Source organism: Nonomuraea rubra (genome assembly GCF_014207985.1).
GTDB lineage: Bacteria > Actinomycetota > Actinomycetes > Streptosporangiales > Streptosporangiaceae > Nonomuraea > Nonomuraea rubra.
The window spans coordinates 1,500,228-1,516,648 of record NZ_JACHMI010000001.1 but is presented as its reverse complement, the minus strand read 5'-3'; the positions used below and the strand labels follow the sequence as shown (position 1 = coordinate 1,516,648).

General features: G+C 72.2%; 13 protein-coding genes. 8 read left to right on the top strand and 5 right to left on the bottom strand.

The genetic code is table 11. The annotated features are described in order from the left end of the window. The first annotated feature begins 43 nt into the window (after positions 1-43). Genes HD593_RS07035 through HD593_RS07005 form a run of 7 tightly spaced genes read left to right on the top strand, consistent with a single transcriptional unit; the run spans position 44 to position 7,723 of the window. Positions 44-1,132 carry an ABC transporter substrate-binding protein gene (locus HD593_RS07035; RefSeq protein ID WP_221524637.1) on the top strand — a complete coding sequence of 363 codons (1,089 nt, stop codon included), beginning with the start codon at positions 44-46 and terminating at the stop codon, positions 1,130-1,132. Then, a complete protein-coding gene (locus HD593_RS07030) occupies positions 1,132-1,893 on the top strand; it encodes an ATP-binding cassette domain-containing protein (protein WP_185101392.1) in 762 nt (253 codons plus the stop codon). The genes HD593_RS07035 and HD593_RS07030 overlap by 1 nt, the downstream gene beginning before the upstream one ends. Continuing rightward, a complete protein-coding gene (locus tag HD593_RS07025; RefSeq protein ID WP_312903381.1) occupies positions 1,890-3,122 on the top strand; it encodes a sugar ABC transporter permease in 1,233 nt (410 codons plus the stop codon). Before HD593_RS07030 ends, HD593_RS07025 begins: the two co-directional genes overlap by 4 nt. Beyond that, entirely contained in the window at positions 3,122-4,597 is a 1,476-nt protein-coding gene (locus HD593_RS07020; RefSeq protein WP_185101391.1) for an FGGY-family carbohydrate kinase, read from the top strand. Before HD593_RS07025 ends, HD593_RS07020 begins: the two co-directional genes overlap by 1 nt. After that, the gene (locus tag HD593_RS07015; RefSeq protein WP_185101390.1) at positions 4,594-6,066 is read left to right on the top strand and encodes an FGGY-family carbohydrate kinase; all 1,473 of its coding nucleotides are present in this window, start codon (positions 4,594-4,596) and stop codon (positions 6,064-6,066) included. The genes HD593_RS07020 and HD593_RS07015 overlap by 4 nt, the downstream gene beginning before the upstream one ends. After that, positions 6,063-6,722, top strand: a complete 660-nt coding sequence (locus tag HD593_RS07010) for a histidine phosphatase family protein (RefSeq protein WP_185101389.1) — start codon at positions 6,063-6,065, stop codon at positions 6,720-6,722. Before HD593_RS07015 ends, HD593_RS07010 begins: the two co-directional genes overlap by 4 nt. Further along, complete coding sequence (locus HD593_RS07005; protein ID WP_185101388.1) at positions 6,719-7,723, top strand: 2-hydroxyacid dehydrogenase; 1,005 nt, start codon at positions 6,719-6,721, stop codon at positions 7,721-7,723. Before HD593_RS07010 ends, HD593_RS07005 begins: the two co-directional genes overlap by 4 nt. A 3-nt stretch (positions 7,724-7,726) precedes the next feature. On the opposite strand, the gene HD593_RS07000 is transcribed toward HD593_RS07005, so the two are convergent. The 5 genes from HD593_RS07000 to HD593_RS06980 form a co-directional block, all read right to left on the bottom strand. Then, positions 7,727-8,587 (bottom strand): carbohydrate ABC transporter permease, encoded by an 861-nt coding sequence (locus HD593_RS07000; RefSeq protein WP_185101387.1) that lies wholly within the window; start codon positions 8,585-8,587, stop codon positions 7,727-7,729. Continuing rightward, positions 8,584-9,465 (bottom strand): carbohydrate ABC transporter permease, encoded by an 882-nt coding sequence (locus HD593_RS06995; RefSeq protein WP_185101386.1) that lies wholly within the window; start codon positions 9,463-9,465, stop codon positions 8,584-8,586. Before HD593_RS06995 ends, HD593_RS07000 begins: the two co-directional genes overlap by 4 nt. 49 nt (positions 9,466-9,514) lie before the next feature. Continuing rightward, a complete protein-coding gene (locus HD593_RS06990) occupies positions 9,515-10,810 on the bottom strand; it encodes an ABC transporter substrate-binding protein (RefSeq protein ID WP_185101385.1) in 1,296 nt (431 codons plus the stop codon). A gap of 147 nt (positions 10,811-10,957) precedes the next feature. Continuing rightward, the gene (locus tag HD593_RS06985; protein WP_185101384.1) at positions 10,958-11,731 is read right to left on the bottom strand and encodes an AMP-binding protein; all 774 of its coding nucleotides are present in this window, start codon (positions 11,729-11,731) and stop codon (positions 10,958-10,960) included. Positions 11,732-12,081: 350 nt separating this feature from the next. Then, positions 12,082-14,448 (bottom strand): ATP-binding protein, encoded by a 2,367-nt coding sequence (locus HD593_RS06980; RefSeq protein ID WP_185101383.1) that lies wholly within the window; start codon positions 14,446-14,448, stop codon positions 12,082-12,084. An 84-nt stretch (positions 14,449-14,532) separates the two neighbouring features. Between HD593_RS06980 and HD593_RS06975 the strand changes: the two genes are divergently transcribed. Continuing rightward, complete coding sequence (locus HD593_RS06975; RefSeq protein WP_185101382.1) at positions 14,533-16,395, top strand: ABC transporter ATP-binding protein; 1,863 nt, start codon at positions 14,533-14,535, stop codon at positions 16,393-16,395. The last annotated feature ends 26 nt before the right edge of the window (positions 16,396-16,421 follow it).

Below are 16,421 nucleotides of genomic sequence, written 5' to 3'. Positions count from 1 at the left end.
GGGCAGGTTGCGTTCAGACCCGGCGTAAGTGAGGAAGAAACCCGTGAACAGAGCTCAGATGCGGACCTCCGCGTTCGCCGCAGTGGCAGTGCTCGCAGGCTCCGTGCTGGCGGCCTGCGGCTCAGGCTCGGACGCAGGCGGGGGCACCGCCGGTGGCGACGGCGGCGTGCAGAACGCCAAGGTCGCCTTCCTCATGCCCGACCTCGCCTCCACCCGGTACGAGCTGCAGGACAAGCCGCTGTTCGAGGCCAAAATGAAGCAGCTCTGCCCGACCTGCGAGGTCATCTACCAGAACGCCGACTCCGACGCCGCCAAGCAGCAGCAACAGGCCAACTCCGCGCTCGCCCAGGGCGTCAAGGCCATCGTGATCGACCCGGTCGACTCCGCCGCCGCGGCCACCATCGTCAAGTCCGCGCAGGCGCAGCAGGTGCCGATCATCGCCTACGACCGGCCCATCCCGGCCACCCCGGCCGACTACTACATCTCCTTCGACAACGAGAAGATCGGCTCGCTGATCGCCCAGTCGCTGGTCGACCACCTCAAGGCGGAGAACGCCGAGGGCGGCATCCTCCAGGTCAACGGCTCGCCCACGGACGCGGCGGCCGGGCTGATCAAGAAGGGCATCCACAGCGCGGTGGACCCGAGCGGGTTCAAGCTGCTGGCCGAGTACGACACCCCCGACTGGCAGCCGGAGAAGGCGCAGACCTGGGTCAGCGGCCAGATCACCCAGTTCAAGGACCAGATCGTCGGCGTGGTCGCGGCCAACGACGGCACCGGCGGCGGCACGATCGCCGCGTTCAAGGCCGCCGGGGTGAAGGTGCCGCCGGTCACCGGCAACGACGCCGAGGTGGCCGCCGCCCAGCGCATCGTCTCGGGCGACCAGTACAACACGATCTCCAAGCCCATCAAGATCGTCGCCGAGGCGTCGGCCAACGTGGCCTGGGAGTTCATGCAGGGCAAGAAGCCCGCCGGCAAGACCCAGCTCTACAACACGCCGTCCGAGCTGTTCGTCCCCACGGTCGTGACCAAGGAGAACATCAAGGAAGTGCTGTTCGACAGCGGCATCATGAAGGCCGCCGACGTCTGCACCGGAGAGTACGCCAAGGGCTGCGAAGAGCTCGGGATCAAGTGATGACCGTCCTGTCCCTGCGCGGGATCAGCAAGACCTTCGGCGCCGTGGCCGCGCTCACCGACATCGAGCTCGATGTCGCGGCCGGCCAGGTCGTCGCCATCGTGGGCGACAACGGCGCGGGCAAGTCGACGCTGGTCAAGATCCTCTCCGGGGTGCACCCGCCGGACGGCGGCACGATCACGTTCGAGGGCCGCGAGGTGGACATCCCCACCCCGGCCGCCGCCCACAAGCTGGGCATCGCCACCGTCTTCCAGGACCTGGCGCTCTGCGAGAACCTCAACGTCATCCAGAACCTGTTCCTCGGCCAGGAGATCCGCCCCCTGCGGCTGAACGACGTGGCGATGGAGACCCGCTCGTGGGAGCTGCTCCGCCAGCTCTCCGCCAAGATCCCCAGCGTACGGGTGCCGGTGGCGGCGCTGTCGGGCGGCCAGAGGCAGACGGTGGCCATCGCCAGGTCGCTGCTCGGCGACCCGAAGGTCATCATCCTGGACGAGCCCACCGCCGCGCTCGGCGTGGCGCAGACGGCCGAGGTGCTCAACCTCGTCGAGCGGCTGCGCGAGAACGGCCTGGGCGTCATCATGATCAGCCACAACATGGCGGACGTGAAGGCCGTCGCCGACACCGTCGCGGTGCTGCGGCTCGGCCGCAACAACGGGCTCTTCGACGTGGGCAGCGTCTCCACCGAGGACCTCGTCGCCGCCATCACCGGCGCCACCGACAACGTGGTGTCCCGGCGTGCCCAGAAAGGACCGAGGTCGTGACGACAACGGCGACCGACCGCCAGGACGAGCGGCTGCAGAGCCGGGACGGGCTGCGCGGCGCGCTGACCGACGTGGTCGAGCGGGCCCGCGGCGGCGACCTGGGCGTCATCCCCGTCGTGGTGGGGCTCATCGTCATCTGGTCGGTGTTCCAGATCCTGAACCCGATCTTCCTGTCCAGCGCGAACCTGGTGAACCTCACCCTGGAGTCCGCCGCCGTCGGCGTCATCGCGCTCGGCATCGTCTGCGTGCTGCTCGTCGGCCAGATCGACCTGTCCGTCGGCTCCGTCAGCGGCCTTTCGGGGGCGGTGCTGGCGGTGCTGTTCGTGAGCGAGGGGCTGCCGGTCTGGCTGGCCATCCTGGCGTCGGTGCTCATGGGCGCGGTCGTCGGCTGGCTGTACGGGCAGCTCTTCAACCGGTTCGGCGTGCCCAGCTTCGTCATCACGCTGGCCGGGCTGCTGGCCTTCCTCGGGCTCCAGCTCTACGTGCTGGGCACCAAGGGCTCGATCAACCTGCCGTTCGACTCGGGGCTGGTGAACTTCGCCCAGCTCGACTTCGTACCGGCGTGGCTGTCGTACACGTTCGCCGTGATCGCGGCCGGCTGGCTGTTCGCCAGCGGGTACCTGCACGCGCGGGAGCGGCGCCGCGCCGGGCTGTCGGCCCGCGGCGTCTCCACGCTGGCCGTCAGGAGCGTGGCGCTGCTGGCGGTGCTGGCGTTCGTGGTCTGGTACCTCGGGCAGACGCGCGGCGTGGGCTGGATGTTCGTCTTCTTCGTGGCGCTGGTGCTGATCATGCACTACCTGCTGTCGCGGACGAAGTGGGGCCGCGCCGTCTACGCCGTGGGCGGCAACGTGGAGGCCGCGCGCCGGGCGGGCATCAACGTCAGGGCGATCTACACCTCCGTCTTCGTGCTCTGCTCAACGTTCGCCGCGGTCGGCGGCATCCTGGCCGCGGCCCGGCTGGCGGCGGCCAACCAGAGCAGCGGCGCGGGCGACGTCAACCTCAACGCCATCGCGGCGGCCGTGATCGGCGGCACCAGCCTGTTCGGCGGGCGCGGCACCGCGTTCGGCGCGCTGCTCGGCATCATCGTGATCCAGTCCATCTCCAGCGGCCTGACCCTGCTCAACCTCGACTCCTCGATCCGGTTCGTGGTCACCGGGGCGGTGCTGCTGCTCGCCGTCATCGTCGACTCCGTGTCGCGCCGGTCCAGGACCTCCCACGGCAGGGCCTGATGGCGATCATCTGCGTGGACGCGGGCACCACGGTCATCAAGGCCGTCGGGTACGACTCCACCGGCGCCGAAGCGGCCGTGGCCAGGCGCGGGACCGTCGTCACCAGGCCCGCGCCCGGCCACGCCGAGCAGGACATGCACGCCGTCTGGGACGCCGTCGCCGCCACCGTGCGCGAGGTCGCCGCCCGGGTCGGCGGCGCCGACCTCGTCGCGATCACCGCGCAGGGCGACGGCTGCTGGCTGGTGGACGCCGATGGCGAGCCCACCGGGCCCGCCATCCTCTGGAACGACGCCAGGGCCGCCTCCATCGTGGACAGGTGGACCCGCGACGGGCTGGCCGCCGAGGCGTTCCGGATCAACGGCTCCTCGGCGGCGTCCGGGCTGCCGCATGCCGTACTGGCCTGGCTGGGCGAGCACGGGCCCGGGCGGCTGGCGCGGTCGAGCACCATGCTGACCTGCGGCGGGTGGATCTTCTCCCGGATGACCGGGGAGCAGGTGGCCGACGAGTCCGACGCGTCGGCGCCGTTCATGGACCTGCGGGCGCGGGCGTACGCGCCGGAGCTGCTGTCCATGTTCGGGCTGACCTGGGCCGAGCGGCTGCTGCCCCAGGTCCGGCCCTGCCCCGTCGCCGGGCTCACCGCCGGGGCCGCCGCCGCGCTCGGGCTGGCCGCCGGCACGCCGGTCGTGATGGCCCCGTACGACATCGCCTCGACCGCGCTCGGCGCGGGGGCGGTGCAGCCGGGGCAGGCGTGCGGCATCCTCGGCACGACGCTCTGCACCGAGGTCGTCGTCGGCTCCCCCGACCTGGACGGCGAGCCGATCGGCATCACGATCGCGCTGCCCGGCGGCTACCTGCGGGCGTTCCCGACGTTCGCCGGGACCGAGGTGGTGCAGTGGACGTGCCGGCTGCTGGGGCTCTCGGAGCCCGACGAGCTGGGCGAGCTGGCCAGGTCGAGCCGGCCGGGGGCGGGCGGGCTGGCGTTCCTGCCGTACCTGTCGCCGGCGGGCGAGCGGGCGCCGTTCTCCGACCCGCTGGCCAGCGGGGCGCTGCTGGGCATGTCGTTCGAGCACGGCCGCGCGGACGTGGCCAGGGCGGTGCTCGAAGGGCTCACGATGGTCATCCGCGACTGCCTGGAGGCCACCGGGGCCGCGCCGACCGAGCTGCGCGTCTGCGGCGGCGGCTCGGCCAGCGCCACCTGGCTCGCGCTGATCGCCGACGTCACCGGGCTGCCCGTGCGGCGCCCGGCCGACGCCGAAGTGGGGGCGCGGGGGGCGTACCTGGTGGGGCTGGCCGCCACGGGCGCCGCGCCGTCCGTCGCCGCGGCCGCGGCCGAGCACGTACGACTGCGCGACGCCGTCGAGCCCGACCCCGCCCGCCGGGCCTTCTACGACCGGCTCTACGCGGACTTCCGCACGCTGCGCGGCGACACCGCCCGCTCGTGGCCGCTGCTGGGCGAGCTGCGGAGCCGTACATGAGCGCGTGGGTCGGCATCGATCTCGGGACGCAGAGCGTGCGGGCCATGGCCGTCGCGGGCGACGGCCGGGTGCTCGGCACCGGCAGCCGGCCGCTCACCAGCCACCGCGACGGGCCCCGGCACGAGCAGGACCCCGAGCAGTGGTGGCGCGAGCTGGCCGCCGCCACCCGCGAGGCGGTGAGCTCGGTCTCCGGGCCCGTCGAGGGCGTGGCGGTGGCCGCGACCTCTGGAACGATCCTGCTCGCGGACGCCTCGGGCCGCCCGCTGACGCCCGCCCTCATGTACGACGACCGCCGCGCCGACGCCTCGCTCGCCAACGAGGTGGGCGCGCCGGTGTGGGAGCGTCTCGGCTACCGGCGCATGCAGCCGAACTGGGCGCTGCCGAAGCTGCTGTGGCTGCTGCGCGACGCGCCCGCCGGGGCCCGGCTCGCCCACCAGAGCGACTTCGTCAACCGGCGCCTGACCGGGCACGCCGTCGCGACCGACCTGAGCAACGCGCTCAAGACCGGCGTGGACCTCATCGAGGAGCGCTGGCCGCTGGAGGTGTTCGACGCGCTGGGCGTTCCCGGCGCGATGTTGCCCGAGGTCGTGCGGCCCGGCACCTGGCTGGGCGTGGTGTGCGCCGAGGCGGCCGAGGCGACCGGCCTTCCGGCCGGCACCCCGGTGATCGCCGGCACCACGGACGGCTGCGCGGCCCAGCTCGGCGCCGGAGCCCTGCGGCCGGGGAGCTGGAACTCGGTGCTGGGCACGACGCTCGTGCTGAAGGGCGTGACGAAGGAGCTGATCCACGACCCGCTGGGCGTCGTGTACTCGCACCGCGCTCCGGACGGGTCATGGCTGCCGGGCGGCGCGTCGAGCACGGGGGCCGGCGCGCTGACCCGCGACCTGCCCGGACGCGACCTCGACGCCCTGAGCGCCGAGGCGGCGGCCCGCTACGGCCCCGGCACGCGCCGCCCGCCTGACGCGCTCGCGCCGCTCCCGGATCGCACACCCCCCGTCGTGACCTATCCGCTCGTGTCGCGGGGGGAGCGGTTCCCGTTCGACGCGCCCGGCGCCGAGGGCTTCACGCTCGGCGAGCCGGCCGACGACGTCGAGCGGTACGCCGCCATCCTGCTCGGGGCGGCCTTCGTCGAGCGCCTGTGCTTCGACTACCTCGACCTCCTCGGCGCCCCCGTGGACGGCGAGCTCGTCCTGACCGGTGGCGCCACCCGGAGCGCGTACTGGACCCGGCTCAGGGCCGACGTCCTGGAGCGGCCCGTGACGCTGCGGGAGAACGCCGAGCCCGCGCTGGGCATGGCCGTCCTGGCGGGCGGCGACCCGGCGAGGATGATCAGGACCAGCGCGGTCGTCGAGCCGTCGGGGACCGACCTGCGCGAGCCGTACCTGCGGTTCGTCGCCGAGCTGGAACGGCGCGGCTGGCTCGACGCGACCGCCGCCGCACACGCCCGCGAGAGGACCACCACCCGATGACCGACCTCGTGCTCGTCCGCCACGGCGAGACCGTCTGGCACGCCGAGAACCGCTACGCCGGGATCACCGACGTCGAGCTGACCCCGCGCGGCCTCGCCCAGGCCGCGCGGTTGGCAGACTGGGCGGCGGGAGCGGGCCTGGCGGCGATCTGGGCCTCCCCCCTCAGCCGCGCCCGCATCACCGCCGAAACCGCCGCCGCCAAGGCCGCTCCACCCGCCTCCCGCACCGCGATCCCGACCGCCGCCGAGGCGGGGCCGGCGGTACAGGTCGATGAGCGGCTGCGGGAGCTGGACTTCGGTCAGGGTGACGGCCTCACCTCGGCCGAGATGAAGGCCCGCTTCCCCGAGGCCCGCGCCGCGTTCGAGGCCGACCCCGCCGCCCACCCCCTCCCCGGGGGCGAGGACCCGCACCGGGCCGCCGACCGCTTCGTCGCCGCGCTGCACGACATCGCGGCCGCACACCCCGGCGGCCGCGTGCTGGTGGTGGCGCACACGACCGCCATCAGGCTGGCCCTGTGCCGGCTCATCGGGGTGCCGCTCGGCGAGTACCGCCGGCTGTTCCCGCGCCTGGACAACTGCGCCCTGACCGAGCTGCGCCTCCGCGACGGGCAGGTGGCGATGCTGCAGTACAACTCCCCGATTGGAGCCGTTCGTTGACCATCCGAGTCCTTGCCGCGGGCGATCACTTCGTCCAGAACCGCCTGCTCATCGACGCCATCCGGCACGCGGTCCCCGGAGAGGTGGACATCCGCGAGCTGACGCTGCCGTGGCCGGTGGTGCCGTTCGGCCGGGTGGGCGAGGTGGACGAGGCCTCCGACGTGGAGGAGGAGCTGATCGAGGCGCTGCGCGGCGTCGAGGTGTGCGTGACCCAGATGGCCCCGCTCACCAAGCGTGTCCTGGACGCCTCGCCCGACCTGCGGCTGTTCTGCGTGAGCAGGGGCGGCCCGGTCAACGCCAACCTGGAGGCCGCCGCGCGGGCCGGGGTGGCGGTGACGTTCGCGCCGGGCCGCAACGCGGTGGCGACCGCCGAGCACACCCTGGCCATGCTGCTGGCCGCCACCCGCCGCATCCCCCGCACGCACGCCGACCTGGCGGCGGGCGTGTGGCGCGGCGACTACTACATGTACGACCACGTCGGCCCCGAACTGGAGGGCAACACGGTCGGCTTGGTCGGCTACGGCGCGATCGGCCGCCGCGTGGCCCGCATGCTGGCGGGCTTCGGCGCGAACGTCCTCGTCCACGACCCGTACGTGGACGCGCCGAACGGCGTCGGGCTGCCCGAGCTGCTCGAACGGTCCCTCTTCGTCTCCCTGCACGCCCGCGCCACCCCGGAGACCGCCGGCCTGATCGGCGCCGCCGAGCTCGCCGCCATGCCGGAGGGCTCGGTCCTGGTCAACTGCGCCAGGGGCGCGCTGCTCGACTACGACGCCCTGTGCGACGCGCTCGACTCCGGCCACCTGTTCGGCGCCGCGATGGACGTCTTCCCCGAGGAGCCGATCCCCCAGGGCTCACGCCTGCTCACGACGCCGAACCTGGTCATGACCCCGCACCTGGCGGGCGCCAGCAAGGAGACGGCGATGAAGGCCGCCGCGATCGTGGCCGCCGACGTGGCCCGCTACGTACGCGGCGAGCCCCTGGCACACGTGGCCAATCCGTGAGGGCTACCCCTTGAGTGCTCCGGCCATGAGCCCGCGCATGAAGAACCGGCCCAGCAGGACGTAGATCAGCATCGTCGGGATGGACGCGAGGATCGCCGCCGCCATCTGCTGGCTGTACGGGGTGGCCTGCGCGCCCGCGATGTTGTTCAGCATCACGGTCGTGGGCCAGCTCGTCGGCCCGGTCAGGAAGACGGCGAACAGGAAGTCGTTCCAGAGCGAGGTGAACTGCCAGATGATCACCACGGCGATGGCGGGCCCCGACACGGGCAGCACCACCGACCAGTACGCCCGCAACATCCCCGCCCCGTCCACCCGCGAAGCCTCGATCAGCTCGTCCGGGATCGTCACGTAGTAGTTGCGGAAGATCAGCGTGCAGATCGGGATGCCGTAGACGACGTGCGCCAGCACCAACCCGGGAATGCCGCCGTAGAACACCCCCTGCAACCCGGCGAACTGGTCGATCGACACCAGGAGCTGCACCAGCGGGATCATCACCCCCTGGTACGGGATGAACATCCCGAACAGGAACAGCGTGAACAGCACGTCCGCCCCGGGAAAGCGCCACTTGGACAGCACGTACCCGTTCATGGAGCCCAGCGCGCACGACAGCAGCGACCCGGGGACGGCGAGCAGCACGCTGTTCCACAGGCCGGGGGCGAGCTTCTCCCAGGCCACCCGCCACGCCTCGGTCGTCCAGGTCTGCGGCAGGTTCCACGCCTGGCTCGGGTCGGCCTCGGTGAGCGGCTTGAAGCTGGTGACGAGCAGCACGTAGATGGGGATCAGGAAGACCACCACGAAGAGCACGAGCAGCCCGAACCTGGCCCACCCGAAGACGGCCGCCCTACGCCCCGCCACCGCCGTCATGAGCGCCGCTCCTTACGCACCGACCAGATCAGGTACGGGATCACGAAGATCGCCACACTGAGCACGATGTACGAGGCGATCGTGGCCCCCTTGGCCGGGTCGTTGGAGTCGAACACCGCCACCCACATGAACACCGCCGGCACGTCGGTGATGATCTGCTTGCCGGACACCGCCACGATCAGGTCGAACACCTTGAGCGAGATGTGCCCCAGGATGATCAGCGCGGAGAGGGTGACCGGCCGGAGCAGCGGCAGCACGACGTGCCGGTAGACGCCCCACTCGGTGCAGCCGTCCACCCGCGCGGCCTCCCGCAGCTCCTCGGGCACCCCCCGGAAACCGGCCAGGAAGAGTGCCATGACATATCCGGACATCTGCCAGATAGCCGGCAGCGCCATCGCCGCCATCCCCCAGTCCGGATCCCGGAACCACTGCCACTGCGGCAGCCCGATCCAGTCGAAGAGCCGGTTCAGCCCGACCGCCCGCTCGCCCGTGCCCGAGTTCATCAGCCACCGCCACACGATGCCGGTCGCCACGAACGAGATGGCCATCGGGAAGAGATAGATCGCCCGGAACGTCCCCTCGCCCCTGATCCCCTTCTCCATGAGGAACGCCAGCAACCACCCGAGCACCAGCGCGCCCACCACGAACACGATCGTGAACACGATGGCGTGATTCACCGAGAGGTGCCACCGCTGCTGGTCCCAGATGTCGATGAAGTTCTGCAGCCCGACGAACTCCCCCTCGGACACCGCGTCGTGCTGGTCGGTCATGGCGACCCTGAAGTTCCAGCCGAGCATGCCGTACACGAACACGCCGATCAGGATGATCGACGGCGCGACGAGGAGCAGTCCGGGCAGCCACGTGCGTGCCCGCCTCACAAGCCTTTCCCTCCCGGGGGACGGCCGCGGCCGTCCCCCGTTTGCCGGATTACTGGGCGTTGGCCGTGGCCGCGTCGGCCAGCCCCTGCTGCAAGCCCTTGACGTCCTTGCTGCCGATGTAGAGCCCGACCGCCTCGTTGATCGCGGCCAGCCACGGCTGGTTCACCGCGACGCCGTGCTGGATCGACCCGGCGAGCTTGTTGCTCGACCAGTCCTTCAGCGCGTCGGCCAGGTAGTCGGTGTAGAGCGACTGGTCGGCGTCCTTGCGGGCGGGGATGGAGCCCTTCTTCGGGTTGAAGGCGTCCTGGCCCTCCTTGCTGGCCGCGACCTTCAGCCAGGCCATCGCCCCGTCACGGTTCTTCGCGCCCTTGGGCAGGGTGAAGCTGTCGGACAGCCACAGGTACGTGCCCTCGGTGCCCGGCGCGGGCGCCCAGTCGAAGTCCGTCTTCGACTGCTTGCCCAGGCCGCCCTCCGGCGGGTTGTGGAAGTAGCCGTACGCCCAGTCGCCCATGATGTTGAACGCCGCCTGGCCGTCGGCCACCTGCTTGGCCGCGGGCTGCCAGTCGTCCTGCGGGTCGCCCGCGTACTCCATGATCTTGGCGAAGTTGTTCAGCGCCGTGGTCACCTGCGCGCTGTTCCAGTCGGCGCCCGGCTTGAACAGGGCGTTGTACGCGTCGGCGCCGAGCGTGCCGAGCAGGACGCTCTCCATCAGGTGGGTGACCGTCCACTCCGACCCGATCGACAGCGGGATCTTGCCCTTGGCCTTGACCTTCTCCAGTGCCGCGATGAACTCCTCGATCGTCTTCGGCGCGGCGGCGACCCCGGCCTCCTTGAGCACGGCGGGGTTGAACCACAGAACGTTCGAGCGGTGGATGTTCACCGGCACGGAGTAGATCTTGCCGTCGACGCTGATCTGCTCGACGAGCTGGGCGGGGAAGACGTCCTTGAGCTTGAGCTCGTCGTAGAGCGGGGTGAGGTCCTCCAGGTTGCCTGCCTTGATGTAGCCCTGCAGCTCGGCGCCCGCGTGGCCCTGGAAGGTGTCGGGCGGGGTGTTCGCCTGGAGCTTCGACTGCAACAGCGCCTTGGCCTTGTCGCCGGAGCCGCCGGCCACCGCCGCGTCGAAGAAGGTGAGGTTCGGGTTCTGTTCCTCGAAGATCTTCCTCATCGCCTGCAGGCCGTCGGCCTCACCCGGACCCGTCCACCAGGAGAAGACCTCAACCTGCTGTTTCCCGCCGCCGCTCGCGGCGGGTGCCTGGGTGGCCTGTCCTCCGCCACCGCCTCCGCAGGCCGCAAGGCCGAGCACGCTCGCCATCGTGATCGATACGGCCGCTAACCACCGTCGCATTCCACACCATCCCTTCGAAATCCCCCGAAGTTGGTGATTTGACAACGTTGTCAACAACGGCTATCAACCCACTTCGGGCCGCGCGTCGTCAAGGGATGGGCGGTAACAGCTCCGCATATTCGAGAGAGCGCTCTCGAACGGGCGAGCTCAGCCGACGCGCTCCAGCGTGCCGTCGGCGCCCGTCACGACCGTGACGCCGAAGTCGTGGGCGGTGCCGGCGAGATCGGCGCCGTCCGCGGCCACCACCAGCGCGCCCTTCGACACGCCGAGCCCGACCAGAGCGAGCAGGCCGCAGCCGCCGTCCGGCAGCCACGTGGTCAGCACCACGTCCGTCTCGGCCAGGCGTACCGGGAGGTCGAGCGCCGCCATCCTGGCCATCAGGTCCGCGTGGGACAGGCGGGCGCCGTCGGCGAGCAGCACGGCGAGCTGGCGCTTGGCGTCGAGCGCGGGCAGCGCGGTGGGCTCCAGCGAGAGCAGGCAGCGGAAGTCGATCGTGTCGAGCGCCGGCCCCAGCGACACGACCTGGCGCACCCGCGACTCCTCCGCCGCCAGGGTCGCCGTCTCCGCCAGATCCGGCGTGGTGATCAGGACCCGCGCGTCGCACTCCCGCAGCCACGCCGCCATCTCGTACGCGCCCAGCCCCCGATCGACCGGCGCCGCCACCCCGCCCGCGGCCAGCACCGTGTGCACGGCCAGCGTCTGGGCGCCCACCGTGGACACGTGGACGCCCACCACCTGGTCACGCCGGGCGCCCCTGCGCACGAGCCCGGAAGCCGCCCTGGTCACCTCGGTCACCAGCCGGCGATAGCCGTAGACGTGGCCACCGCGCAGGTCGATGAGGGCGGGACGGTCACCGCGCTCGTAGGCCCGGCGGAACACTTCATGGATCACGGTGCCGGTGGTCGAGGCGGTGGGTCTCATGCCCGCCAACGTACGGCTGCCGGGGCTGCCGGAGCATCCACCGATGTATGTAGGCCGCTGTGCATTCCCCGGCCGGTGCCGTGCACTCCCTTCGCGAGGTGGGCGGGCCCGAGCCCTGCGCGACTCGAGCCCGCTGTCACACGTCCGGAGCAGGACCCCCACCCCTCCGAGAAGGCCCAGCCCCATGCGGACGCGTGACGTCCCCGACCGATCGGCCGTGGCGCCCCCGTCGCGAGGGGCGAGGAACGCGCGGTGCGGTCGATCACGTAACGAACGTTAGGCGTGCACACGGCTCCCGCACATGCGCTGACATGGCCATTCGACGATGTACGCGCGATGTGTAGAAACGCTCAGCGACTGCCGATCACCCATGCGGCGATCTGTGTACGCGTGGCGAACCCCAGCTTCGCCAGGATGTTGGCCACGTGCCTGGCCACGGTCGCCGGGCTGATGACGAGCTCGTCGGCGATCCCCCGGTTGCTGAGCCCCCTGGCGACCAGCTCGGCGATCTCCTGCTCCCTGGCCGTGAGCCTGCTGTCCTGGCGGACCGGCGCGACCGGCACGACCGGCGCCTGGGGCAGGTCACCTTCGAGCGCGCAGGCCACGGCCTGGTCGGCGGTGAACCGGGTGCCCTCCGCCCACAACACGCCGGCGACGGCCTCGCCGAGGCTCTCGCGGGCCGGGCGCAGCACGTCCTCGGTGCGGGCGTCCGGCTGCCGCCCGCCCAGCGTCACCGCCGCCGCCACCAGCAGGACCGCGCGCCGGTGGTCGCCCTCGGCCGTGACCAGCGCGGCCCACGCGTCCAGCCGGCGGGCGATGCCGGCCCGCAGGCCCGCGTCGCGGCTGAGCACCAGCGCCTCGGTCAGCCTGACCCTGGCCTCGGCCAGGTCGCCCTCGTCCAGCGCCACCCGGCCGAGCCCTGCCAGGCAGCTCACGATCTGCTGCCTGGCGTCCACGTGCTTGAGCAGGCTCAGCCCCGACTCGTAGTGCCGCCTGGCGGTGCCGAGGTCGCCCGAGCGCCTGGCCACCTGCGCCAGGCCGATGTGGCCGAAGGTCTGGCCGTAGTGGTTGTCGAGCTCCTCGCTGATCGACAGCACCTCCTGGTAGGCGCGCTGCGCCTCGTGCAGGCGGCCCTGGTGCAGGCCGTAGCGTGCCCTCGTGGCCTGGGCCAGCGACTCCAGGACGAGATCGCCCGACTGCCTGGCCGTGCCGAGCGCCCGGTCGATCGCCGACTGCTCGCCGGTGAGCTGGGCCAGCGCGATCGTGCCGAGGGCGGTGCCGTACACGTCCTCGGCGGCCGAGCACAGCTCCAGCCCGGCGCGTACGTGCCGCAGCGCCGGCTCGAAGTCGCCCGCGGCCAGCGCCAGCTCCCCGCGCACGATCGTGGCCCGCCCGCGCAGCCCCTGCGGCACCTGGGGGGCGTCGAGGGCGAGCAGCCGGTCGAGCCGGTCGGTCGAGTCGAGCTTGCGGCCGCTGCCGATCAGCAGGAAGCGGATGTCGGTCAGCAGGGTGAGCGCGGTGTCCGGCATGCCGATGGCGATCGACCAGTCGCAGGCGGAGTTCACCTCGGCCTTGAGGCCGTCGAAGAGGTTGACGTAGCGCTCGACCACCGGCCACGACGTGCGCACCCCCGGGGCCAGCGACTCCTTGAACCTGGCGGCCAGCCCGGCCAGCGCCGTCAGGTGGCGGCGGCGCAGCTCGGCCTCCTCGCCGGACTCGGCGAGCTGCTCCAGCGCGTACTCGCGGACGGTCTCCAGCAGCCGGTAACGCGCGTGCCCCGCCACCTCGCCGTCGAGCACGACCAGCGACTTGTCCACCAGGTCGCAGAGCCGGGGCAGCACCTCCTCCTCCGCGAGCCCGGGGCCCGCGCAGACCCATTCGGCCAGGTCCAGCGTCCAGGAGGAGCGGAAGGCGGCCGTACGGCGCAGCAGCAGCCGCTCCTGCGGGCTGAGCAGCCGGTAGCTCCAGTCCACCGCCGCCCTGAGCGTACGGTGCCGCGCCGGAGCCGTGCGGGCGCCGCCCGCCAGCAGCCTGAACCGGTCGTCCAGCCGCTCGACGAGCTGCCCCACGGACAACACCCGGACCATGGCGGCGGCCAGCTCGATCGCCAGCGGCAGCCCGTCGAGCGCCCGGCACAGCTCCCCCACCAGCGGCCGCGTCTCCCCGGTCAGCTCGAAGCCGGGCCGCGCCGCCGTGGCCCTGGCCACGAACAGCCGCACCGCCTCGCTCTCGACGCCCTCCACCGGCTCGCCCACCGACAGCGGCGGCACCCGCCACAGCGTCTCGCCCGGCACCCGCAGCGGCTCCCTGCTGGTCGCCAGCACCGTCACTCCCGGGCAGGCCCGCAGCAGGTCGCGGCAGAGCTCGGCGCACTCCCCGATGACCGGCTCGCAGTTGTCGAGCAGCAGCAGCACGCGCCGGTCGCCGATCGTCTCCACCAGGTCGCCCGAGATGCCGAGCGCGGCCGCGACGTGGGCTCTGAGCTGCCCCTTCTCCAGGTCGGCCAGCTCGCTCAGGCACACGCCGCCCGCGTCCGCGCAGGCCAGCCTGACGGCGAGCCGCAGGGCCAGCCGGGTCTTCCCGATGCCGCCCGCCCCGCACAGCGTCACGACCCGGGAGACGCGCATCAGGTGGACGAGCTCGTCGACATCGGCCTCCCGGCCCACGAACGGGTTCGGCTCCGCCGGGAGGCTGCTGAGGTCCGCGAATCGCTGCATCACTGTGAGTGTGTCACCAACCACGCTCCGCGCCCAGACTTAATTGGATGGAGAAGTGCCGCCCCGCGTGGGCACACTCACACCATGGCCGATGAGCCGCTCGAGCTCGGCGAGATGTCCTTCTCCGAGTGGTACGCCCACACCGACAAGATGGCGGAGGTCGGCTTCCTGACCATCGCCAGAAAGCTGCCGTCCCTCATCGGGCAGGCGATGCGGATGGCCTGGCGGGCCAGCCCCCGCGACACGGCGGCCACGATCGTGCTCAACCTGCTCGGCGGCGTCTTCACCGCGTTCGGCCTGCTGGCCACCACCGGCGTGCTGACCGCCCTGTTCAGCGAGGGCCCCACGCCCGACCGCGTCATGGCCGCCCTGCCCAGCCTCGCCCTGGTCGCCGGGGCGGCCGTGCTGCGCACGACCACGCAGGCCGGCGCGGGCTGGGCCCAGTCACGCCTCGACCCGCAGGTCACCCGCCTCACCGAGGAGCGCCTGTACGGCCTGACCAGCCGCGTGAACCTGGTGGCCTACGACGACCCCGACTTCCACGACGCCCTGCAACGCGCCAGGCTGCGCGGGGCGGCCATGGCCGACTCGGTGGTCACCTGCACCATCGACGTGGTCACCGCCGCCGTCGGCATCGCCGCCGTCGCGGGCGTGCTCGGCGTCCTGCACCCCGTCCTCCTGCCGCTCCTCCTCCTGGCCGTCCTGCCCGACGCGTGGGCCGCCGTCCGCAGCGCCCGCATGCAGTACGCCACCATGTACTCCCTCATCCCCGCCAACCGCCGCAAGTGGATCATCGGCCAGCTCCTGGCCGAACGGGAGCCCGCGGCCGAGGTCCGCGCGTTCACCATGCGCGGCTTCCTGCTGCGCATGTACGACGCGGTGGCCAAGGCCGAGCAGGACGTCATGCTGCGCCTGGCCCGCCGCCAGACCATGGCCCGCCTGGCCGGCGAGGCCCTGGGCGGCCTCGGCGCCGCACTCGTCTACGTCGCGCTCGGCGTCCTGCTCGCCGTCGCCGCCATCCCGCTGGCCGTGGCCGGCACCGCCGTCCTGGCCATCCGCTCGGCCCAGGGATCGCTCGGCCGGCTCATGTACGCCACCAACCGCCTCTACGAGGAGGGCCTCTACTTCACCGACTTCCTCGACTTCTGCGCCGACGCCGAAGGCCGCATCCCCGGGCCCCGCCACTCCCCCATCCCGGAGAGCTTCGAACGCATCACCGCCACCGGCGTCACCTTCACCTACCCCGGCGCTCCCGCCCCCGCTCTGCGGGGCGTCTCGATCGAGATCAAGCAGGGCGAGGTGATCGCGTTCGTCGGCGAGAACGGCTCCGGCAAGACCACCCTGGCCAAGATCCTGTCCGGCCTGTACGAACCCGACACCGGCACCGTCCACTGGGACGACACCGACCTGCGCCAGGTCAGCCCCGAAGCCCTCCGCTCCCGCACCGCCGTCATCGCCCAGGACCACACCCGCTGGCCGCTGACCGCCCGCTACAACATCACCATGGGCACCGGCAAGGGCGAACCCGCCCTGCACGCCGCCGCCGCGGTCGCCGGCGCCGACGAGGTCATCGCCGCCCTCCCGCACGGCTACCGCACCCTGCTCGACCGCCGCTTCAAGGACGGCCACGAACTGTCCGGCGGCCAATGGCAGCGCATCGCCGTCGCCCGCGGCTTCCACCGCGACGCCGACCTGCTCATCTGCGACGAACCCACCGCCGCCCTCGACGCCCGCGCCGAACACGCCCTCTTCGAACGCATCCGCCACCACGCCGACGGCCGCACCGTCCTGCTCATCACCCACCGCCTGGCCAGCGTCCGCTACGCCGACCGCATCTACGTCCTCGACCACGGCACCATCACCGAACAGGGCGACCACGACACCCTCATGTCCCTCGACGGCCTCTACGCCGACCTCTACACCCTCCAGGCCACCGCCTACCGCTGAACCGGGCGGGGGGACGGCGCCGTCCC